The sequence below is a fragment of the Cobetia sp. cqz5-12 genome, assembly GCF_016495405.1.
In the GTDB taxonomy this organism is placed as follows: Bacteria; Pseudomonadota; Gammaproteobacteria; order Pseudomonadales; family Halomonadaceae; genus Cobetia.
Genome location: NZ_CP044522.1, coordinates 4,105,763 through 4,125,619 on the forward strand (window position 1 = coordinate 4,105,763; position 19,857 = coordinate 4,125,619).

Below are 19,857 nucleotides of genomic sequence, written 5' to 3' on the forward strand. Positions count from 1 at the left end.
GTTTGATGGCGTCAAAGAAAGTCGCCTGTGCCGCTGCCGCGCGCCGCAATGCAAAAAGCCCCCGCACCGTGAGGTACGAGGGCTTTTCGGGTGTCGACCGGCAATGGCGCCGGTGACGGAAATTCGTTGGCGCGCCCAGCAGGATTTGAACCTGCGACCCCTGCCTTCGGAGGGCAGTACTCTATCCAGCTGAGCTATGGGCGCGCATGCCAAGGTTGCAGTGAACCGAGGCGCGCTTATGGTAACGTCTTGATTCTACGATGTCGAGATATCCCGCCAGCCACGCGGTTGCTGCGCCTCCGGCGAGCGCTATACTGGCTCGGTACACAGCCCCAAAAGGTGCACGCCATGCAAGCTCGCCGGCCAGCCGCTTTTCCCCACAAGCGCTCTTCCCTGTCACTTTCATTGAGCGCGATGCTGTTCAGCGTGCTAGTCAGCGCGTCCGCACAGTCCGCAGACAACTCCCGCGAGGCGATTGCCGAGCGACTCAAGCCGGTGGGCGAGCTATGCGTAAAAGGTGATGCCTGCGCCGGTGATGGCTCAGCAGCGAGCTCGCAGCCGGCGGAGAGCGGCGCTGGCGGGCAAGCCAATGCCGCCAGCGCGATAGACGGCGAGAAGGTCTACGGTGGTATCTGCATGGCCTGTCACACCACTGGCGCCGCCGGTGCCCCGCGTCTGGGCGAGGCCAGCGACTGGGAAGGCCGCCTCGCCAAGGGCGACGAGACGCTCTACACCCACGCCATCGAAGGCTTCAATGCCATGCCGGCCAAGGGCGGCAATCCGGGCCTGTCGGACGATGAAGTCAAAGCCGCCGTGGACTACCTGGTCGACTCGGTACGCTGAGTCTCGCTGAACAGCGCTAGCCCAGCGATGAACGCTAGCCCAACAGGGAGCGCAGACCCGCGATGGCATCTCGCCCGCGGGCGACCTTCTTCTCCTGATCCTGCGGCTTGTCGGCCCGCCCTTCCCACTCGAGGTCTTCCGGCGGCAGCTCGTCCAGGAAACGGCTCGGCACGCAGTCCATCATCTCGCCGTAGGTCTTGCGCTGGCGCGCCAGTGTCAGCACCAGCGTGCGCCGAGCACGGGTGATGCCCACGTAGGCGAGGCGGCGCTCCTCCTCCACCGTGTCCATCTCGATGGAGTTGCGGTGCGGCAGCAGGTCTTCCTCCAGCCCCAGCACGTAGACATGCGGAAACTCCAGGCCCTTGGAGGCATGCAGCGTCAGCAGCTGCACGCGGTCCGAGTCATCTTCCTCGGCCTGCTGCTCGAGAATGTCGCGCAACACCAGACGTGAGATGGCCGCCGCGACATCGCCAGTCTCGGTATCGCCGATCATCGCCTCGCTGCCTTCCAGCTCCTCCACCTCTTCCTGCGGATTGCCGCTGATCGACTTCTCGAGCTGATCGACCAGAATCCAGACGTTGGCCATGCGCCGCTCGGCGATCTTGGGCGCACTGGCGTTCTGGTACAGCCAGCCTTCGTAATCCACCTCGCGGAACAGCTCACGGATGGCGCTGATCGACTGGCCGGCATCCATCTCGCGGCGCACGCGGTCCAGCGTATGGGTGAAGCGGCCGAGGCGTTCCAGCGCACGCTCGCTGAGCTGCTCGCGCAGGCCCATCTCGCTGCAGGCGGCGTAGAGCGATACACCACGCCCGGTGGCGTAGTTGGCCAGCTTCTCCAGCGTGCCCGGCCCGACTTCCCGCCGCGGCACGTTGACGATACGCAGGAAGGCGTTGTCGTCCGCCGGATTGATCAGCAGACGCAGGTAGGCCATCGCGTCCTTGATCTCGTTGCGCCCGAAGAAGGAGGTGCCGCCGGAGAGCTTGTAGGGGATCTGGTAGTGCTGCAGCTTCAGTTCCAGCAGGCGCGCCTGGAAGTTGCCGCGATAGAGCACCGCGAAGTCACGCCATTCGGCGCCTTCCTTGATGCGCCGCGTGAGGATCTCGCCCGCCACGCGCTCGGCCTCGGCCTCTTCGTTGCGATTCATGATGATGCGGATCGGGTCGCCATCGCCCATCTGCGACCACAGTGTCTTGTCGTAGACGTGAGGGTTGTTGGCGATCAGGGTGTTCGCCGCGCGCAGGATGATGCCGGTGGAGCGATAGTTCTGCTCCAGCTTGATCAGGTTCAGGCGCGGGAAGTCCTCGCCGAGAGTGACGAGATTCTCGGGGCGCGCGCCGCGCCAGGCGTAGATCGACTGGTCATCATCGCCCACCACCGTGAAGGTCTGGCGCTCCTGCATCAGCATCTTCACCAGCAGGTACTGGCTGATGTTGGTGTCCTGATACTCATCGACCAGCATGTAGTGGATGCGCCGCTGCCAGCGCGCCAGCACCTCGGGGTGATCACGGAACAGCACCACGGGCAGCAGGATCAGGTCATCGAAGTCGACCGCGTTGTAGGCCTTGAGGTGCCGGTTGTAGGCCTCGTAGATCACCGCGGCGTACTGGGCGTCTTCATCCTCGGCATGCGACAGCGCCGCCCCGGGCAGGATCAGATCATTCTTCCAGGTGGAGATCTGACTCTGCACCGCGTTGATCTGCTCGGCGTCGGTGTCGGCTTCCTTGTGCATCAGCTCCTTGATCAACACCTTGGCGTCATCGGTGTCGAACAGCGAGAAGCCCGGCTTGTAGCCCAGCGTCTTCAGCTCGCCGCGGATGATGGTCAGGCCGAGGGTGTGGAAGGTCGAGACGATCAGCCCGTGGCCCTCGCGACCCTTGAGCATCTTGCCGACACGCTCCTTCATCTCGCGCGCCGCCTTGTTGGTGAAGGTCACGGCGGCGATGTTGCGTGCCTTCATGCCGCATTCCTGCACCAGATAGGCGATCTTGGTCGTGATCACGCTGGTCTTGCCTGATCCGGCACCGGCCAGTACCAGACAGGGGCCATCGATGGCGCGCACGGCTTCCTGCTGGCGGGGGTTGAGCTTGGCGAGGCGATCACGGATCTCGGTCATCACGGTGTCCTGCTGGGCGAGGGGAAGTGGGTCATCTCAAACGCTATGCGTCAGATCAATCGAGCTGCACGGCGCCGGCGAAATCCAGCTGACGCCAGCTTTCATAGGCGACCACGGCGACGGCATTCGACAGGTTCATGCTGCGGCTGTCGGCCAGCATTGGCAGGCGCAACACCTGCTCGCGGGGCAGACTGTCGAGCATCGCCTGTGGCAGACCGCGTGTCTCGGGGCCGAACACCAGCGCATCACCGGCCTGGAAACTGGCCTCATGCGGCGCGGTGCGGCCACGCGTCGAAAGCGCGAAGATGCGTGCAGGCTTCACGGTTGCGACGAAGTCATCGAGGCTGGCATGACGCTGCACACGCGCCCACTCATGATAATCGAGACCGGCGCGGCGCAGGCGCTTGTCATCCAGCTCGAACCCCAACGGCTCGATCAGATGCAGGCGGTAACCGGTATTGGCACACAGCCGGATGATATTGCCGGTATTGGGCGGAATCTCGGGCTGATAGAGCACGATATCGAGCATGAGCAGACTCGCGGCAGAAGGCGACAACAGGGGGCTGGCCGGCGATGCTCACCTGGCATGCTCACCTGGCCATGACAACGCAAAGCGGGCCCCGAAGGGCCCGCCATCTTACCGCAATGCGTGGCTCACGCGGAGCACGCGTTGCCGAGAACCATGCTCAGAACTGCAGACGCATGCCGACCAGCGGGCCGGAATCCAGCGTGCGTTCGTCACGGTTCTCGAAGTCGGCCTTCACCTTGCGGTAGCCGACATAGCCTTCGACGTTGTCGATGACCTGATACCGTGCGCGCAGGCCGTATTCATAGCTGTGCTCGAGGTCGTTGCTGGTCGCGACGTCCGGGGTCACGTAGCCGTAGCCACCCAGCGAGACGCGCGGTGCGCCCGGCAGGTAGTAGTAGCCGTAGCCGCCGAGGCCCAGACCGCCGCCGTCACCGTGGTCGGTGTCGTACTGGCTCCAGCGTGCGCCGAGGCCCACGTCGTATTCGCTGGTGCGCTCGGTGCCCAGCAGCTGGACGTGGCCGGCAGTGACGTCGTCGTGGTCATCGCTGGACAGGATACCGCCGCCGAGCTGGACGCCATTGCTGATCTCGCCATTGATTTCGCCCTGAACGGCTTCAGTATTCAGGTTGAGGTCAGCGTTGCCGGCCATGGCCGGGGCGGACAGACTGGCCGCGAGGATGGCTGCCGAAAGGCCGAGAATGTTACGGTGAGCTGTCATGTATGCACCTCTGTACGTGACTGGGAAGGTAATGCTGCGCGGGTCATGAACGCTCTCAGGCGCCCTGGAGACCGTATTGCGCACGGTAGTCGCGAATCGCGACCGCATGCCCAGACAGTTCCTGCTGTGCGTATTGTTCCAGATATTCGAGCACCTGGTCGAGCGTCACGATACTGACCACGGGCATGGAGAAACGTGCCTCCACTTCCTGAATGGCGCTGTTCGCCTTCAGGCCTCCCTGACCATCGGGAGCGCGCTCCTGACGGTCCAGTGCGATCACGACGCCCGCAGCCTTGGCACTCTCGGCGTGGATGATCTCCATCACTTCGCCGATGGCGGTGCCGGCGGTGATGACATCATCGATGATCATCACGCGGCCTTCGAGGGGCGCGCCGACCAACGAGCCCCCTTCACCGTGGGTCTTGGCTTCCTTGCGATTGAAGGTAAACGGCATGTCACGATCATGATGATCCGCCAGCGCCACGGCCGTCACGGCGCCCAGCGGGATACCCTTGTACGCCGGGCCGAACAGCACATCGGCTTCCAGGCCTGATTCGACGATGGCACGCGCGTAAAAGCGTCCCAGACGTGCCAGGGCCTGTCCGGAGCGGAATAGACCAGCATTGAAGAAGTAGGGGCTCACCCGCCCGGACTTGAGCGTAAACTCGCCAAACCGCAGCACGTCCTGCTCGATGGCAAACTCAATGAACTCCCGCTGGTAGTCCTGCATCCGATATCACCTTTGAATTCGTTAGCCATTTACCAAATCGTCTAAAGCTCGGGTATCATACAGGCGCGACGAACCAGGGACCACGTATGAAAATCGCTACAGTTAACGTCAATGGTATTCGAGAAGCGGTCAGCCGCGGCTTCCTCGACTGGCTTGCCAGTCAGGACGCCGACGTCGTCTGCATCCAGAACCTCAAGGCCAAGAGCTTCGAGCTCGACGACAGCATCCTCTACCCGGAAGGGTACGAAGGCTACTTCCTGGACGCCGAAAAAGACGGCTTCTCAGGGGTTGGCCTCTATTGCCGCCAGATTCCCAAGGCCATCATGTATGGACTGGGCTTCGAGCAGTGCGATAACGAAGGCCGCTACCTGCAGGCCGATTACGACCGCTTCAGCATCTGCTCTTTCCTGATGCCTGACGGCAGTGATCCGGCTGCCAAGGGCGCCTTCATGGAGCAGTACCAGGAATACCTCAGCAAGCTGCGCCGCAAGCGTCGTGATTACATGATCTGCGGCACCTGGCATGTGGCCCACAAGACTGTCGACCTCGCCAACTGGTCCGACAATCAGATGACCCCGGGCTTCAAGCCGGAAGAGCGTGCATGGATGGATCAGGTCTTCGGCCCGATCGGCTTCATCGACGCCTTCCGCGAAGTCAATCGCGATGCCGACCAGTACTCCTGGTGGCCAGCGCTGGACAGTGACCAGCCGCGCGCCCGTCAGGAAGGCTGGCGCCTCGACTATCAGGTCATCGACCCGAACCTGCGTCGTCATATCAAGGACGCCTGGATCGACACCGATGCCACCTTCAGCGAGTTCGCACCGGTCATCGTCGAGTACGACCTCGAGCTGTGATGCACGCTGTCACCCCTTGAGCGTTCGGCCTCGGGCCACCCTGCCAGTCGCATGATGTGCCTTCGGGCACTGACGAAAACGCCCCCATCGCGCAAGCGGTGGGGGCGTTTTCTGTCTGGCGTCAAGCGCTCATGACGCAGCGCTCATGACATGGCACTCATGACACAGCGGCCGTGCCGCAGGGCTCAGGCGTCGGCCGGCATGCCGAGTGCGGCGCGCTGCGCGGCGAATAGCTGCTCACCGGTACGCTCGGCGAGATCCAGCAGGGCATTGAGCTCGGCACGATCGAAGGCCGCGCCTTCTGCGGTGCCCTGCACCTCGATCAGCCCCTTGCCTTCGGCCATCACGACATTCATGTCAGTATCGGCCTTGCTGTCTTCCGGATAGTCGAGATCGGTGACCGGCACGCCCTTGTAGATGCCGACCGACACGGCGCTGACCAGACTCACCAGCGGGTCGGTCTTGATCTTGCGCTCACGCTGCAGGCCCTGCAGCGCGTCGACCAGCGCCACACAGCCACCGGTGATCGCCGCGGTACGCGTGCCGCCATCGGCCTGCAGCACATCGCAATCGATGGTGATGGTGTATTCGCCCAGCTTCTTGAGGTCCACCGCGGCGCGCAGTGCACGGCCGATCAGCCGCTGGATCTCCACCGTGCGGCCACCCTGCTTGCCACGCGCCGCTTCACGATCATTACGGGTATGGGTCGCCCGCGGCAGCATGCCGTACTCGGCGGTCAGCCAGCCCTTGCCGGAACCGCGCAGCCAGCGCGGCACGCCCGCCACGACAGAGGCGGTGCACAGCACGCGGGTCTCCCCGAACTCCACCAGCACCGAACCCTCGGCGTGACGAGTGAACTCACGGGTCAGGCGGATCTCGCGCGGCTGCTCCGGGGTACGGCCACTGGGACGGGTCACGTTGGCTTCGCTCATGGGGATTCCTTGTTGCAGTATTCGGGAGGCCAGAGTCTACACGCCGCAGCCACGGGCGACGACCTTCGCGCCGCGCGGGCCGGTCCTGCCCCTGATCACTGGGCGCTCAAGAGCGGCACGCGTACACTTCAGGCTATCAGCGCGGTCGCTCTTGCGCCGCCTCTCTCTCGACAGCCAACCGACAAGGAGCATGTCATGGTCCACAGCATGACCGCCTTCAGCCGCCAGACCTACGAAGCCGACTACGGCACCCTGACGCTGGAGCTGCGCTCGGTCAATCAGCGCTATCTCGAACCGCACTTCCGCCTGCCCGACAGCCTGCGCGAACTGGAAAGCGCCTTCCGCGAAGGCCTGCGCAAACGCCTCAATCGCGGCAAGGTCGAACTCTCGCTGCGCTTTGACGCCGAAGCCGGTGCCGACAGCCTCGCCGTCGATGCCAGACGCCTGGGCGAACTCAGCCGCGTGCTCGCCGAAGTCGGCCAGCACTGCCCGGACGCCCCTCAGCCCTCACGCCTCGCCCTGCTCGACTACCCCGGTGTGCTGGTGCGCGAAGGCGCCGATCAGGAGCGTATCAAGGCCGATGCCCTCCGCCTGTTCAAGCGCGCACTGGACGAGCACATCGAAGGCCGCGCCCGCGAAGGCGAACGCCTCGCCGAGCTGATCAGCGCACGCCTCGATGGCGTCGACACCCACGTCGCCGAAGTCCGCCGCCTGATGCCGGACATCCTCGCCCGTCAGCGCGAAACCCTGCTCGCCCGCCTCGAAGAAGTCCGCGCCACCCTCGACCCGCAACGCCTGGAAGCCGAACTGACCCTGATGGCCCAGAAGGCCGACGTCGACGAAGAGCTCGACCGCCTCGACACCCACGTCGGCGAAGTCCGTCGTCAGCTCACCCAGAAAGGCCCCATTGGCCGCCGCCTCGACTTCCTGATGCAGGAACTCAACCGCGAAGCCAACACCCTCTCCTCCAAATCCGTCGTCGCCGACACCACGCGCTGCGCCGTCGAGCTCAAGGTGCTGATCGAACAGATGCGTGAGCAGATTCAGAATATCGAGTGATATCCCGCCAAAGGAGTTAGCCGGATGAGCAGACCCGAACCATGGAGTGGTGAAGAAGTCACAGCGATTGTCGAAACGTACAAGAAGATGCTGGTTGCAGAACTGTGTGGCCAGCATTACGTGAAAACAGACCACAATCGTGAGCTTGCCGAGAAATTAAATAATCGCTCAAAGGCTTCTATCGAATTTAAGCATCAAAACATCAGTGCCGTACTACGAGATGCTGACTGCCCCTATATCAATGGCTACAAGCCGATGAGCAATTATCAGGGCATGCTGGTCGATGTTGTTGAGCGCCACCTACTTCGTACTGAGCTATTCGATCAGGCAGCACGCAATGCAGCAGACCGGCCAGTCATTGATGCGCCGGCCCCAAAAGATACTTCCATTATTGTCACACCGCCGGAGTCTAAAACACCTCAGACCAGCGTGCAGGAATCCAAACAGCGTTACGTGACGCCCACGCCGGTTAAGCGCGACTACTTGGCGCGAGAAGCCCGCAACCATGCTCTAGGGAGTGCTGGCGAGCGCTTTGTGGTGGCCTTTGAAAAGATGCGCCTCAGAAAAGAAGGCCACACATCGCTGGCCGAGAAGGTCGAGCATGTGGCGGAAACCCAGGGCGATGGATTGGGCTATGACGTCCTGTCTTTTGATGCGGATGGACGAGAGCGCTGGATCGAGGTGAAGACGACGGCATTCGCCAAAGAGTGCGCTTTTTTCATCACGCCAAATGAACTCAAATGCTCGCAAGCCAATCCTGAGCACTACCATCTTTTCCGCATCTTTAGCTTCTTAACCCAACCCAACATGTACTGCTTGAGGGGGGATCTTTACCCGCAATTGACGCTCAATCCGCAAAGCTATCGCGCACATCTACTGTGAATGGCTGGCTCCCGTGTCCTAGCAATTGAAACTCAGCCCCACAGCCACAATCTTGTCTGCATCCCTCGACTGAGGGCTTTTCCGCTCAAGGAGTCAGGCATGTCTATCGAACAAGTGCTGTACCGTGCAGAAGCCACTACCACTGGGGGTCGTGAGGGCAAGTCGCGTTCTTCCGATGGTGCGCTGGATGTCACCCTGAGCACACCGAAGGAGCTGGGCGGTGGTGGCGGTGAAGGTACCAACCCGGAGCAGCTGTTCGCGGCGGGGTATTCTGCCTGCTTCATCGGTGCCATGAAGCACGTGGCCAGCACTGATGGCGTGAAGTTGCCGGAAGGCCTGGAGATCACCGGCAAGGTCGGTATCGGCCAGATTCCGGCCGGTTTCGGTATCGAGGTGGCGCTGGATATCAGCCTGCCGGGCATGGACAAGTCCGAGGCGGATGCACTGGTCGAGAAGGCGCACCAGGTGTGCCCTTACTCCAACGCGACGCGTGGCAACATCGATGTGACGCTGAACGTCAGCGTCTGATCACTGACGACTGATAGCCAGACACGAAAACGCCGCCCCTCGGGGCGGCGTTTTTGATGGTGCGACGCGCTCATTGCGCTTGAGCGTGCGAGCCGATCAGACGCCCTGCTCGCGCGCCATGCGGCGGGCAATCAGCGGAGCGTTCCACAGGCTGGGCAGCAGAATCAGCGACACTGGCACGGCGGTGACGACGATGAAGGATTGCAGCGCGTTGATGCCGCCATCGCCCATCGAGATCAGCAGCGCCGCGACCACGCCCATCATCAGGCTCCAGAACACGCGCACGCCGCGCGGCGGGTTGTCATGGCCGCTCATCACCATCGAGACCGCGTAGGTCATCGAATCCCCGGTCGTGGCGACGAACAGCGTGGTCAGCACCAGGAACAACACCGAGATGGTGAAGCCGAACGGCAGCTGCTGGGTGATGGCGATCAGTGCTGCCGGCAGGTTGAAGCCGGTGAACGGGCCAGAGACGCTGCCCGGATTGCTCAGCTCGAACGCCAGTCCACTGCCACCGATGATGGTGAACCACAGGCAGGTGACCAGTGGCGAAATGACCGCGATCAACAGCACCATCTGACGCAGGGTGCGGCCACGCGAGATACGCGCGACGAACATCGCCATCAGCGGACCATAGCCGATGAACCAGCCCCAGAAGAACAGCGTCCAGCCATTCAGCCAGCCATCGTCAGCCCGGAAGGTGGACATGGCGACGAAATCACCGACGTAGCGCACCAGGCCCTGCGGGAAGGCTTCGAGCAGGAAGCCGGTCGGGCCCATGATCAGGATGAACAGCAACAGCGCGCCGCCGAGCAGGACGTTGGTGCTGCTCAGGAACTGGATACCACGGGTCACGCCGCTGACGGCGGATAGGGTGTAGATGACGGTCAGCACGAGCAGCAGCGTGAGCTGGGTCGCGTAGGTATCGGGAATGCCGAACAGCGCATTGAGCCCATAGCTGACCTGCAGACCGAGGAAGCCGATGGGGCCGACGGTTCCAGCCACCACTGCCAGCACGCAACAGGCATCGACCAGTGCACCGATGGGGCCACGCATGACGCGGTCGCCGAACAGCGGATAGAGCAGCGTGCGCGGTTTGAGCGGCAGGCCCTTCTCGTAGTGCAGGTACATGAAGATGATGCCGGTCAGGCTGCCGAGCATCGCCCAGGCCAGAAAGCCCCAGTGCATGAAGCTCTGCGCCAGCGCGTTGTAGGCGGCATCGGCATTGCCCGTCGGGGCGTCCGCGCCGAACACCGGCGGCGGTGAGGTGAAGTGAGCGATCGGCTCTGCCGCTGCCCAGAAGACACCACCCCCAGCCAGCAACGTGCACAGGATGATGGCCATCCAGCGCAGCGTCGAGATATCCGGCGCCGCCAGTCCGCCCATGCGCACCCGCCCGGTACGGCCGATGGTCAGCACGATGGCGATGACGAAGGTCGCCAGCATCAGCGCTTGCCAATAGGCACCGAAGTATTGGGTCGAGACACCGAAGGCACTCTGGATGAGCGCGGAGACAGCCTCGAGATCCACCAGTGCGGCGATGGCGAACAATGCCAATACGCCACCACTGATGATGAAGACGGGCCAGTCGATACCTTGCGGGGTGTGGGCGGGTTCAGCGGGGGGATTTACCGGTGTGGCGGAGCCGGACGAAACAGTCCGGGAAGAATCCGTCATTAGTCAGCCTCTGGGCATGATCTGAGTGACGGTGCAGTGTATCAGCCGTAAAACGCTGAACTATGACACAAGACGTTGTTTTTACACCTATGTAACGCGACGTATCACCAAGCCTACAGCCGTTTTACATCCGGGCATCGGTGATAACAACTCATGACCTCCCTCGGCTGCCCTCTTTGGGCCATGTCAGACTGATCCGTGCATGGCGACACGAAAAGGCCGCCCGAGTGGGCGGCCTTTTTCAAGTCCAGGCACAGCCAGTTACAGCCCTTGCTCACGCGCCATCTGCCGCGCGATACGTGGGGCATTCCACAGGCTGGGCAACAGCACCAGCGAGACAGGCACCGCGGTCACCACGATGAAGGATTGCAGCGCATTGATGCCGCCATTGCCCATCGAGATCAGGATGGCTGCCACGACACCCATGATCAGGCTCCAGAACACACGCACGCTGCGTGGCGGATTGTCGTGTCCGCTCATCACCATCGAGATGGCGTAGGTCATCGAATCCCCGGTCGTGGCCACGAACAGCGCCGAGAGGATCAGGAACAGCACCGACATGATGAAGCCGAACGGTAGCTGCTGGGTGATGGCGATCAAGGCCGCCGACAGGTTGAAGCCGGTGAACGGCCCCGAGACACTGCCCGGATTCGCCAGTTCGAAGGCCAGGCCGCTGCCGCCAAGAATGGTGAACCAGACACAGGTCGCGAGCGGCGACAGGATGGTGATCAGCAGCACCATCTGACGCAGCGTACGTCCCCGTGAGATACGCGCGACCAACATCGCCATCAGCGGGCCGAAGCCGATGAACCAGCCCCAGAAGAACAGCGTCCAGCTATCCAGCCAGCCACTGTCGCCGCGGAAGACCGCCATCGGCACGATGTTGTCCAGGTAGTCGACCATGCCCAGCGGGAAGGCCTTGAGCAGGAATTCGGTCGGCCCGAAGAGCACGATGAAGAACAGCATCGCCCCGCCGATCAGCACATTGGCACTGCTCAGGAACTGGATGCCGCGCATCACGCCACTGACGGCAGAAAGGGTGTAGACGAGAGTCAGGATGGCCAGCAGCACCAGTTGCGTCGCGTAGGTATCGGGAATGCCGAACAGCGCATTGAGCCCATAACTGACCTGGATACCCAGGAAACCCACCGGCCCCACGGTGCCCGCGATGACGGCCAGTACGCAGCAGGCATCGACCAGCGCGCCGATCGGCCCATGCATCACACGCTCGCCGAGCAACGGATAGAGCAAGGTGCGCGGCTTGAGCGGCAGGCCCTTCTCATAGTGCAGGTGCATGAAGACGACACCCGTCAGGCTGCCCAGCACTGCCCAGCCAAGAAAGCCCCAGTGCATGAAGCTCTGCGCCAGCGCATTGTAGGCCGCATCGAGATTGCCGACCGGCGCATCCGGCCCGAAGACGGGCGGCGGCGAGGCGAAGTGCGCGATGGGCTCTGCGGCGGCCCAGAACACACCACCACCGGCCAGCAGGGTACACAGAATGGTCGCCATCCAGCGCGGTGTGGAGATGTCAGGCGTCGCCAACCCGCCCAGTACCACGCGCCCCGTGCGCCCGAAGGTCATGCCGACGGCGACGAGGAAGGTCACGATCATCAAGCCCTGCCAATAGGCACCGAAGTAGGTGGTCGAGAAGTCGAAGGCATGATTGATCAGGGCCGACACGCCGTCCAGGTCGATGAGCGCGGCGGCGACGAACAGCGCCATCACGCCTCCACTGAGGAGGAAGACCGGCCAATCCAGACTGCGGGAGCTGTTGAGCGCGGTAAGTTCGGAATCAGGAAGTGAAGCTGCTTTATCAGAAGAGGATGCGGTGTGATCAGCAACAGATGCGGCGTGATCGGAAAGGGGAGCTGCTTGGGTTGCGGAGCCGGACAAGGCAGTCCGGGTGGTATCCGTCATTAGTCAGCCTCGGGGCATGATCTGAGTGACGGGGCAGTCTAACAGGTGGGAAAGCGCCGAATATGCCACAAGTGATTGTTTTTACACCCATGTAACGCGACGTATCATCAAGCCAACAGCCTCATTACATGCCTGCCACCCCGTAACCACCAGCGTGAGGCTCGCCGCGGGATCGCGCAGCTGCGAGGATGGAGTCTCACGGTGGCCCACCCTGCCGGTCGCCTTCGATCCACTGCCGCTCGCGGCCCCTGCAACGAACGCAAGCCATGACCTCGCCCCGCCGCCGCGACTTCACCCCCGCGATGAAGCGTCGCAATCAGCATCTGCTCAAGGACGTGACCTGTACCCAGAGCGCACCGCTCAATGTCGCCTTCATTCTGTTGGAGCATTTCTCGATGCCCGCCTTCACCAGCGCCCTCGATGTGCTGGTCACGGCCAATCTGCTTAGAGACGTTCCCTTCTATCGCATTCACACCTTCGGGGTGACGGCGGGCAGCGTACGCAGTGATCTGGGCATCGACATCATGGCCAGCGCCGGGCTCGAGTCGCTGGGGCAGGCGCAGATCGACATGATCATCGTGTGCGGCGGCTACCGGGTGCAGCTGGACGAGATTTCCTTGCTGAGCGAGGTCTTGCGCCGAGCCGACCACCAGGGCTGTCGCCTCGGCAGTCTGTGGAACGGCAGCTACTTCCTGGCGGCCGCCGGCGTGATGGCGGGCCATCGCTGCACCATCCATCCCGAGAATGCGGCGCTGTTCAGCGAGTCATTCCCCCAGCTGGAGCTGTCACGTGCCCCGCTGGTGGTGGAAGCGGCACGCTTCAGCTGCACCAATGCCGGAAGCGCTCTGAACATGATGCTGGAAGCCATGCGCCAGCGTCACGGCGATGACCTGGCGCGCAGTGTCGAGGAAATCCTCGCCTGCGAGCGCCCCGCGACGCCCAGCCCCTGGCACCCGGACCAGACGCTGCCCGCGCCGGACAGCCAGCACCCGGAGGCGCTGCGCACCATTCTCGAGCTGATGAGCAACAATCTCGAGGAGCCTTTGAGCATGAGTGAGATCTCGCATTGCGTGACGCTGTCACGCCGCCAGATCGAGCGCCTGTTCACCCGCCATCTGGATACCACGCCCTCGCGCTACTATCTGGAGCTGCGCCTGACCCGTGCACGCCAGCTGCTGACACAGGGCAACGCCAGCATCACCGAGGTCACCGTGGCCTGTGGTTTCGTCAGCACTACCCACTTCAGCCATTGCTTCCGCGATTACTTCGGCATGTCGCCGACGCGCGCACGTCAGCAGCGCTGACGGTACCCCGCCGCTGACTTGCCGGCGCCGCTTCTCAGACGGCCCTGAACAAACGGCCCACTACAGACTGTCCTCCACAGACATGCCGCCACGGACGTTCCGCCACGGAAACGCAAGACGCCGCCCCGAAGGGCGGCGTCTTGCGTTGCGGCTTGTGCTCACGGGGCTTTCTTATCTCACTTGTCTGGCCTCGCGTTCACAACCTCGCTTCAGGCCCACATCAGGCAGAAGCCGTCTGCAGCTCGCGGCGCTCATGCCGCTGTCCGAGCAGGAAGACGATCAAGCCCGCGATGGCCATCGCAACCCCGACCAGGCCGATGGAGGAATGCGACGGACCATAGGCGAAGGCCATGCCACCACACCAGGCGCCCAGTGCATTGGCGATGTTGAAGGCCGCATGATTGAGCGTCGCTGCCATGGTCTGGGCGTCTTCCGCCACATCCATCAGGCGCATCTGCAGCGCCGGTGCCAGACCGATGCCGGTACCGACCAGCCCGACGAACAGGATACCGCTCCAGACACCATCGGCGGCGAAGTAGAAGCCGCCCTGCACCAGCGCGCTCCAGATCAGCACGGCAGGAATGGTGCGCATCAGGTCGATGTCCGCGGCACGGCTACCGATCAGGTTGCCGATGATGGTACCCACCCCGAAGACGGCCAGCACCATCGGCACCAGATTCTGGGACAGCCCGGCCTGGACATTGAGCGTCTCCACCGCATAGCTGTAGACACTGAACATGCCGCCGAAACCGATGCAGGCGATACCGAGGGTATAGAGCACCCGCGGCTTGATCAGCGCTGCCAGCTCAGTCAGCGGGGTCGCGTCCTGATTGCCGGCCTGATAGGGCACGAAGCCACGCACCAGCAGCGCCGTGGCCAGCGCCAGCAGGCCGACGACGAGGAAGGCGGAATGCCAACCGAACAGGCTACCGAACCAGGTCGCCGCTGGCGCCCCGATCAGAATCGCCACCGTCAGGCCCATCATCACGCGGCCGACGGCCCGCCCGCGCTCGCCGGCGGGGGCAGCATCCGCCGCCACCAGGGCCGCGACGCCCAGATAGACACCATGTGGCAGGCCGGCGATGAAGCGCAGCGCGGCAAAGCTGGTCAGCGACGGTGCGAGCAGGCTGGCCACGTTGCTGACCGCGAACAGCAGCATCAGACCGATCAGCAGCCCGCGACGCGGCAGGCGTGCACCCAGCGCCGAGATCAGGGGCGCGCCGACCACCACGCCCATCGCATAGGCACTGATGGCGTAGCCGACCTGTTGGGATGACACATTGAAGTCCGCCGCGATGTTGGGCATCAGACCCATGATCACGAATTCGGTCGTGCCGATGGCAAAGGCACCGAGCGCCAGCGCCAGTTCGGCGATGCGCGGATGGCGCGCAACGGGGGAGGCAGACATGTCCGGGTCTCCTGAAACTTGAAAAGGGGGTATCACCCGTGGCCGTACTCAGCCGTGGCGCCACAATCAGGGGCAGGCCACGGCTGACATTGCCCGCGCATGGCTGGCGCTACGCAGGGCAAAAGACCGCGCGCCATTCATCATCAGCCGGAAGGCGGGAATGAATGGCGCGCGGGACAGGTAACGGGTGATGCGCTCGTGCGCGGCCTCTCTGGCGGAGGCCTGCGGCACGTCTGGCGCTGCTCTATCGACTTATGTACGCGTCTGGCAAGTGGCGAGGCGCGATGGAAATCACGGGAGTGCGCGAGCTCAGGCCAGCATGGCGAGGCGGCGGCAAACCGTGTGTCCCTTCAAGCCCAAAGGCCGGCGCGAGAACTGACCGACGCTTGAGTGATAACTTAAATATACGACCATTGTTGCAGATAACGCCACGCCAACCCAGCCACTTCGCGACGACAACTGTGATGCCCGAGCTGCAACATTGCATCACGGGGCTGTCATGCGCGCGTGCAGCCCAAGCGGGGTGGATTATGCGATAATGCCGCGATTCAGCGACAGCAAGCGGATCACTTCCATGTCTTCGACTTCTTCAGCATCTTCCTCGGCGGCCAGCAACGCACGTGGCACGCTCTACATCATTTCCGCGCCGTCCGGCGCCGGCAAGACCACCCTGGTCAAGGCACTGCTGGAGCGCATGGACGGTATCGGCGTGTCCGTCTCGCACACCACCCGCGGCCAGCGCCCGGGCGAGCAGGATGCCGTCAACTACCACTTCGTGGATGTCGATCACTTCAAGACCATGATCGAGCAGGGCGACTTCTTCGAGCACGCCCAGGTCTTCGACAACTTCTATGGCACCTCGCGTCCGGCGGTCGAAGCTCGCCTGAGCAAGGGCGAGGACGTCATCCTCGAGATCGACTGGCAAGGTGCCCAGCAAGTGCGCACCCAAGTGCCGGAGGCCGTCTCCATCTTCATCCTGCCGCCGTCGCGTGAAGCGCTGCTCGAGCGTCTGTCCGGTCGCGGTACCGATGGCGAGGACGTGATCGCGCGTCGCATGCGCGATGCGGTCAGCGAGATGTCCCACTATGACGAATACGACCTGATCGTCATCAATGATGACTTCGAGCAGGCCCTCGACGAGCTGTGCGGACTCGTCAATGCCCAGCGTGCGCGTCTGCCGCGCGTGCAGCATCGCCACGCGGCACTGCTCGACTCCCTGCTGGCCGACTGATGACGGCGGCGGGAATCCCGCTGCTCGGTCAGACGCTCAGTCAGCCGCGCGGCCAGCCGTTCTGACAGCAGTTCGGACAGCCTGACAGTCGGGCAGGACTTGCCGGCTTTCGTCCTGATCATGCGCGCTGTGGTCGCGTACGCCGCCGACAGACGCGCCAGGCGAAGGAGTTGATCGCGCCTGACTTGTCATGTCACGACGGCGTCGAGTAGACTCGATTCCCTTTCAGAATCATTGGCCGCTGAGCCGTCTCGCCCCTGGCGGGCCGGCTCAGCGGCATTGTGCTTGCGTCGTGTGCGAGATACTGTCAGATGATCAGGGTAAGTGACCCCTAGCGGTCGCGGCACTCTGCGCTGATTACACGCCGACAGCGAACCCCGAATATCCCGCTATTGATAGGTGCACCGCCATGGCTCGCGTAACCGTAGAAGATTGCCTCGAGAACGTCGACAACCGCTTCCAGCTGGTGATGATCTCCACTCGTCGTGCCCGTCAGCTGTCACGCGGCAGCCGCAACGCCCAACTGCCGTGGGAAAACGACAAGCCCACCGTCCTCGCCCTGCGCGAAGTGGCGGCCGGTCTGGTCGGTCGTGACATCCTGAACGAGCCGGTCGAAGCTCCGATCCAGCGCAAGCCGGTAATGCCGCAGATCGAAGACTGAGCCCACGCTCAACCTGCCGACTGCATGTGTGCTTCCGCACCTCTGCCACTCCCGCCCTCGCGGCCGGAGCACGGGGTGCGGGCCCGGAATCACTCTGAGCCAAGGCCGCTGAATGTTCACGATCGATGACCTGGCAGACCGCCTGGGCGGTTATCTTCCCGAGGAAGAGATCCGTCAGGTTAGGCGCGCCTTCTATTACGCCGAGCAGGCCCACGATGGCCAGCGCCGGCGTTCCGGTGAGCCCTATGTGACCCACCCGCTGGCGGTGGCGAACATTCTCGCCAACATGCACATGGACCATCAGAGCCTGATGGCCGCCATGCTGCACGATGTCATCGAAGACACCAGCGTGACCTTCGAGGCACTGGCAGGCCAGTTCGGCGAACCCGTCGCCCTGCTGGTGGATGGCGTCTCGAAGCTGACCCAGATCACCTTCGAGGACAAGGCCGTCGCCCAGGCCGAGAACTTCCAGAAGATGGTGCTGGCGATGTCCCAGGACATCCGCGTCATCATCGTCAAGCTGGCCGACCGTCTCCACAACATGCGTACCCTCGGCGCCCTGCGCCCAGAGAAGAAGCGTCGCATCGCCCGTGAGACGCTCGAGATCTACGCCCGCGTCGCCAACCGCCTCGGTATCAACACCATTCGCGTCGAGCTGGAAGACCTCTCCTTCCAGGCGCTGCACCCGATGCGTTCCGAACGCATCAAGCGTGCCGTCACCGCCGCGCGTGGCAATCGTCGCACCCTGATGCGCGAGATCCAGGCCAGTCTGCAGAACGCGCTGGAGCGCGATCAGCTGCCCGGCTCGGTGATCGGTCGTCAGAAGCATCTGCTGTCCATCTATCGCAAGATGCGTGACCAGCAGAAGCCCTTCAATGAATTGATGGACGTGTTCGGCTTCCGCATCATCACCGATGACGTGGACAGCTGCTATCGCATCCTCGGCGTGGTGCACAATCTCTACAAGCCGGTGCCGGGTCGCTTCAAGGATTACATCGCGATCCCCAAGGCCAACGGCTACCAGAGTCTGCACACCACGCTGTTCGGCATGAACGGCATGCCCATCGAGGTACAGATCCGTACCCGCGAGATGGAAGCGATGGCCAACAACGGCATCGCGGCGCACTGGCTCTACAAGGCCGGCCAGACCGACCGTCCCATCGGCGCCGGCAGCCATGCGCGTGCCCGCGAATGGGTACGGGGTCTGCTCGAGATGCAGCGCCATGCCGGCAACTCGCTCGAGTTCATCGAGCACGTCAAGAACGATCTCTTCCCCGACGATACCTACGTGTTCACCCCCAAGGGCGACATCATGGAATTGCCGCGCGGCGCGACGGCGGTCGATTTTGCCTATGCGGTGCACACCGATGTCGGCAACAGCTGTATCGCCTGCCGCATCGATCGTCATCTGGCGCCGCTGTCCTCGCCGCTGGAGAGTGGCCAGACCGTCGAAGTCATCACTGCGCCGGGCGCCAAGCCCAATCTGGCGTGGCTCAACTTCGTCACCACGGCCAAGGCGCGCTCTGCCGTGCGTCATTACCTCAAGCATCAGCAGCGCAGCGAATCCGTGACCCTGGGCCAGCGCCTGCTCAACAAGGCGCTCGCCGGCCTGGATTCTTCCCTCGAGCAGCTGCCGTCCAAGCGTCTCGATACGCTGGCTGCGGAGCTGGAACTGGAAGGCGGGCGTGATGATCTGCTCGAGTCCATCGGGCTCGGCACCCGCGCCGCCTACAGCGTGGCCCAGAGCCTTCTGAGCGACACGACCAGCGCCATGACTCAGCAGCCCAAGTTCTCGGCCAAGGACGGCAACGTCCAGGCGGAGAACAGCGGCAACAGCCCGATGCAGGTCAGCGGTGGCAACAGCATGGTCACCAGCTACGCGCGCTGCTGTCACCCGCTGCCCGGCGAGCCGATCATGGGTCATCTGTCGGCCGGCAAGGGCCTGGTGGTCCATCGCCAGGAATGCAGCAACATCACCGAACTGGCCAGCGATCCGGAACGCGTCTTCCCGCTGACCTGGGCCGATCAGGTCGAAGGCGACTTCACGGTGGCGCTGCGTATCGAGGCACAGACCCAGCGCGGCCTGATCGCCGAACTCGCCGAGCTTGTCACCGATGCCGAAGCCAATATCGAGCGCATCGGCATCGAGGAACGCGACGCCCATCTGGCCATCGTCAATCTGACGCTGGCCGTGCGTGACCGCATTCATCTGGCGCGCATCATCAAGCGCATGCGCAACCTGTTGCACGTGGAGCGAATCACCCGCGTCCTCAGCTGATCTACCGTACTGGCCGCGTCGTCCGCCACTGGCGGGCGGCGCGGTTTTTGTTTTCAAGGCTGCCGCAGAGCGGCCATCGGACACGTTCTTCTTGAACACCCGTGTCGCGGCCAGGGCCATGCATGTCAACTCGACGGTAGGTCAGCTCGAGGCAATGCAGGATCTTGACCGCGACCGAACTCGCCATGGA

The 19,857-nt window shown here is 63.2% G+C and carries 17 protein-coding genes and 1 tRNA gene; 9 read left to right on the forward strand and 9 right to left on the reverse strand.

The window, feature by feature from the left end:
* Positions 1-127: 127 nt before the first annotated feature.
* Positions 128-204, reverse strand: a tRNA-Arg gene (locus tag F8A90_RS17065).
* A gap of 144 nt (positions 205-348) precedes the next feature.
* Between F8A90_RS17065 and F8A90_RS17070 the strand changes: the two genes are divergently transcribed.
* Positions 349-843, forward strand: coding sequence for a c-type cytochrome (locus tag F8A90_RS17070; RefSeq protein WP_200018135.1), 495 nt, complete (start codon positions 349-351; stop codon positions 841-843).
* A gap of 34 nt (positions 844-877) precedes the next feature.
* Here the strand turns inward: F8A90_RS17070 and rep are convergent, their stop codons facing one another.
* The 4 genes from rep to pyrE all read right to left on the reverse strand — a co-directional run bounded on the left by rep (position 878) and on the right by pyrE (position 4,936).
* Positions 878-2,959 carry a DNA helicase Rep gene (gene rep / locus F8A90_RS17075; protein WP_200018137.1) on the reverse strand — a complete coding sequence of 694 codons (2,082 nt, stop codon included), beginning with the start codon at positions 2,957-2,959 and terminating at the stop codon, positions 878-880.
* A 55-nt stretch (positions 2,960-3,014) separates the two neighbouring features.
* On the reverse strand, positions 3,015-3,488 hold the full coding sequence (trmL, locus tag F8A90_RS17080; protein ID WP_200018145.1) for a tRNA (uridine(34)/cytosine(34)/5-carboxymethylaminomethyluridine(34)-2'-O)-methyltransferase TrmL: 474 nt from the start codon (positions 3,486-3,488) through the stop codon (positions 3,015-3,017).
* A 157-nt stretch (positions 3,489-3,645) separates the two neighbouring features.
* Complete coding sequence (locus F8A90_RS17085; protein ID WP_192838994.1) at positions 3,646-4,206, reverse strand: YfaZ family outer membrane protein; 561 nt, start codon at positions 4,204-4,206, stop codon at positions 3,646-3,648.
* Between the two features lie 55 nt (positions 4,207-4,261).
* Positions 4,262-4,936, reverse strand: a complete 675-nt coding sequence (gene pyrE, locus F8A90_RS17090) for an orotate phosphoribosyltransferase (protein WP_107335804.1) — start codon at positions 4,934-4,936, stop codon at positions 4,262-4,264.
* Between the two features lie 86 nt (positions 4,937-5,022).
* Here pyrE and F8A90_RS17095 point away from each other — a divergent pair, with 86 nt between their 5' ends.
* Positions 5,023-5,790, forward strand: coding sequence for an exodeoxyribonuclease III (locus F8A90_RS17095; protein ID WP_043331765.1), 768 nt, complete (start codon positions 5,023-5,025; stop codon positions 5,788-5,790).
* A gap of 185 nt (positions 5,791-5,975) precedes the next feature.
* On the opposite strand, the gene rph is transcribed toward F8A90_RS17095, so the two are convergent.
* Entirely contained in the window at positions 5,976-6,722 is a 747-nt protein-coding gene (gene rph, locus F8A90_RS17100) for a ribonuclease PH (protein WP_043331764.1), read from the reverse strand.
* Between the two features lie 195 nt (positions 6,723-6,917).
* Between rph and F8A90_RS17105 the strand changes: the two genes are divergently transcribed.
* The 3 genes from F8A90_RS17105 (at position 6,918) to F8A90_RS17115 (ending at position 9,191) form a co-directional block, all read left to right on the forward strand.
* Complete coding sequence (locus tag F8A90_RS17105) at positions 6,918-7,781, forward strand: YicC/YloC family endoribonuclease (protein ID WP_200018148.1); 864 nt, start codon at positions 6,918-6,920, stop codon at positions 7,779-7,781.
* A 24-nt stretch (positions 7,782-7,805) separates the two neighbouring features.
* Positions 7,806-8,663, forward strand: coding sequence for a DUF3883 domain-containing protein (locus tag F8A90_RS17110; protein WP_200018149.1), 858 nt, complete (start codon positions 7,806-7,808; stop codon positions 8,661-8,663).
* Between the two features lie 99 nt (positions 8,664-8,762).
* Positions 8,763-9,191 (forward strand): organic hydroperoxide resistance protein, encoded by a 429-nt coding sequence (locus F8A90_RS17115; protein WP_200018151.1) that lies wholly within the window; start codon positions 8,763-8,765, stop codon positions 9,189-9,191.
* A gap of 96 nt (positions 9,192-9,287) precedes the next feature.
* Here the strand turns inward: F8A90_RS17115 and F8A90_RS17120 are convergent, their stop codons facing one another.
* Together F8A90_RS17120 and F8A90_RS17125 are read right to left on the reverse strand one after the other, a co-directional pair.
* Positions 9,288-10,868: a BCCT family transporter gene (locus tag F8A90_RS17120; RefSeq protein ID WP_200018153.1), complete on the reverse strand. Its 1,581-nt coding sequence runs from the start codon at positions 10,866-10,868 to the stop codon at positions 9,288-9,290.
* Between the two features lie 261 nt (positions 10,869-11,129).
* Positions 11,130-12,785 carry a BCCT family transporter gene (locus F8A90_RS17125; protein WP_200018155.1) on the reverse strand — a complete coding sequence of 552 codons (1,656 nt, stop codon included), beginning with the start codon at positions 12,783-12,785 and terminating at the stop codon, positions 11,130-11,132.
* A 266-nt stretch (positions 12,786-13,051) separates the two neighbouring features.
* Between F8A90_RS17125 and F8A90_RS17130 the strand changes: the two genes are divergently transcribed.
* Complete coding sequence (locus F8A90_RS17130; RefSeq protein ID WP_200018157.1) at positions 13,052-14,089, forward strand: GlxA family transcriptional regulator; 1,038 nt, start codon at positions 13,052-13,054, stop codon at positions 14,087-14,089.
* Positions 14,090-14,309: 220 nt separating this feature from the next.
* Here F8A90_RS17130 and F8A90_RS17135 read toward each other — a convergent pair whose 3' ends face one another.
* The gene (locus tag F8A90_RS17135; RefSeq protein WP_153636713.1) at positions 14,310-15,497 is read right to left on the reverse strand and encodes an MFS transporter; all 1,188 of its coding nucleotides are present in this window, start codon (positions 15,495-15,497) and stop codon (positions 14,310-14,312) included.
* Between the two features lie 574 nt (positions 15,498-16,071).
* On the opposite strand from F8A90_RS17135, the gene gmk reads away from it, so the two are divergent.
* The 3 genes from gmk to F8A90_RS17150 all read left to right on the forward strand — a co-directional run bounded on the left by gmk (position 16,072) and on the right by F8A90_RS17150 (position 19,667).
* Positions 16,072-16,728, forward strand: coding sequence for a guanylate kinase (gene gmk / locus F8A90_RS17140; protein WP_200018159.1), 657 nt, complete (start codon positions 16,072-16,074; stop codon positions 16,726-16,728).
* Between the two features lie 409 nt (positions 16,729-17,137).
* Positions 17,138-17,389, forward strand: coding sequence for a DNA-directed RNA polymerase subunit omega (rpoZ, locus tag F8A90_RS17145; RefSeq protein WP_043331755.1), 252 nt, complete (start codon positions 17,138-17,140; stop codon positions 17,387-17,389).
* 112 nt (positions 17,390-17,501) lie between these two features.
* Positions 17,502-19,667 (forward strand): RelA/SpoT family protein, encoded by a 2,166-nt coding sequence (locus F8A90_RS17150; protein WP_200018162.1) that lies wholly within the window; start codon positions 17,502-17,504, stop codon positions 19,665-19,667.
* The last annotated feature ends 190 nt before the right edge of the window (positions 19,668-19,857 follow it).

What these genes read in the sequence shown, in the direction of transcription:
- F8A90_RS17070 (WP_200018135.1), top strand. Translation starts at nt 349, where the DNA reads ATGCAAGCTCGCCGGCCAGCCGCTTTTCCCCACAAGCGCTCTTCCCTG.
- rep (WP_200018137.1), bottom strand. Translation starts at nt 2,959, where the DNA reads ATGACCGAGATCCGTGATCGCCTCGCCAAGCTCAACCCCCGCCAGCAG.
- trmL (WP_200018145.1), bottom strand. Translation starts at nt 3,488, where the DNA reads ATGCTCGATATCGTGCTCTATCAGCCCGAGATTCCGCCCAATACCGGC.
- F8A90_RS17085 (WP_192838994.1), bottom strand. Translation starts at nt 4,206, where the DNA reads ATGACAGCTCACCGTAACATTCTCGGCCTTTCGGCAGCCATCCTCGCG.
- pyrE (WP_107335804.1), bottom strand. Translation starts at nt 4,936, where the DNA reads ATGCAGGACTACCAGCGGGAGTTCATTGAGTTTGCCATCGAGCAGGAC.
- F8A90_RS17095 (WP_043331765.1), top strand. Translation starts at nt 5,023, where the DNA reads ATGAAAATCGCTACAGTTAACGTCAATGGTATTCGAGAAGCGGTCAGC.
- rph (WP_043331764.1), bottom strand. Translation starts at nt 6,722, where the DNA reads ATGAGCGAAGCCAACGTGACCCGTCCCAGTGGCCGTACCCCGGAGCAG.
- F8A90_RS17105 (WP_200018148.1), top strand. Translation starts at nt 6,918, where the DNA reads ATGGTCCACAGCATGACCGCCTTCAGCCGCCAGACCTACGAAGCCGAC.
- F8A90_RS17110 (WP_200018149.1), top strand. Translation starts at nt 7,806, where the DNA reads ATGAGCAGACCCGAACCATGGAGTGGTGAAGAAGTCACAGCGATTGTC.
- F8A90_RS17115 (WP_200018151.1), top strand. Translation starts at nt 8,763, where the DNA reads ATGTCTATCGAACAAGTGCTGTACCGTGCAGAAGCCACTACCACTGGG.
- F8A90_RS17120 (WP_200018153.1), bottom strand. Translation starts at nt 10,868, where the DNA reads ATGACGGATTCTTCCCGGACTGTTTCGTCCGGCTCCGCCACACCGGTA.
- F8A90_RS17125 (WP_200018155.1), bottom strand. Translation starts at nt 12,785, where the DNA reads ATGACGGATACCACCCGGACTGCCTTGTCCGGCTCCGCAACCCAAGCA.
- F8A90_RS17130 (WP_200018157.1), top strand. Translation starts at nt 13,052, where the DNA reads ATGACCTCGCCCCGCCGCCGCGACTTCACCCCCGCGATGAAGCGTCGC.
- F8A90_RS17135 (WP_153636713.1), bottom strand. Translation starts at nt 15,497, where the DNA reads ATGTCTGCCTCCCCCGTTGCGCGCCATCCGCGCATCGCCGAACTGGCG.
- gmk (WP_200018159.1), top strand. Translation starts at nt 16,072, where the DNA reads ATGTCTTCGACTTCTTCAGCATCTTCCTCGGCGGCCAGCAACGCACGT.
- rpoZ (WP_043331755.1), top strand. Translation starts at nt 17,138, where the DNA reads ATGGCTCGCGTAACCGTAGAAGATTGCCTCGAGAACGTCGACAACCGC.
- F8A90_RS17150 (WP_200018162.1), top strand. Translation starts at nt 17,502, where the DNA reads ATGTTCACGATCGATGACCTGGCAGACCGCCTGGGCGGTTATCTTCCC.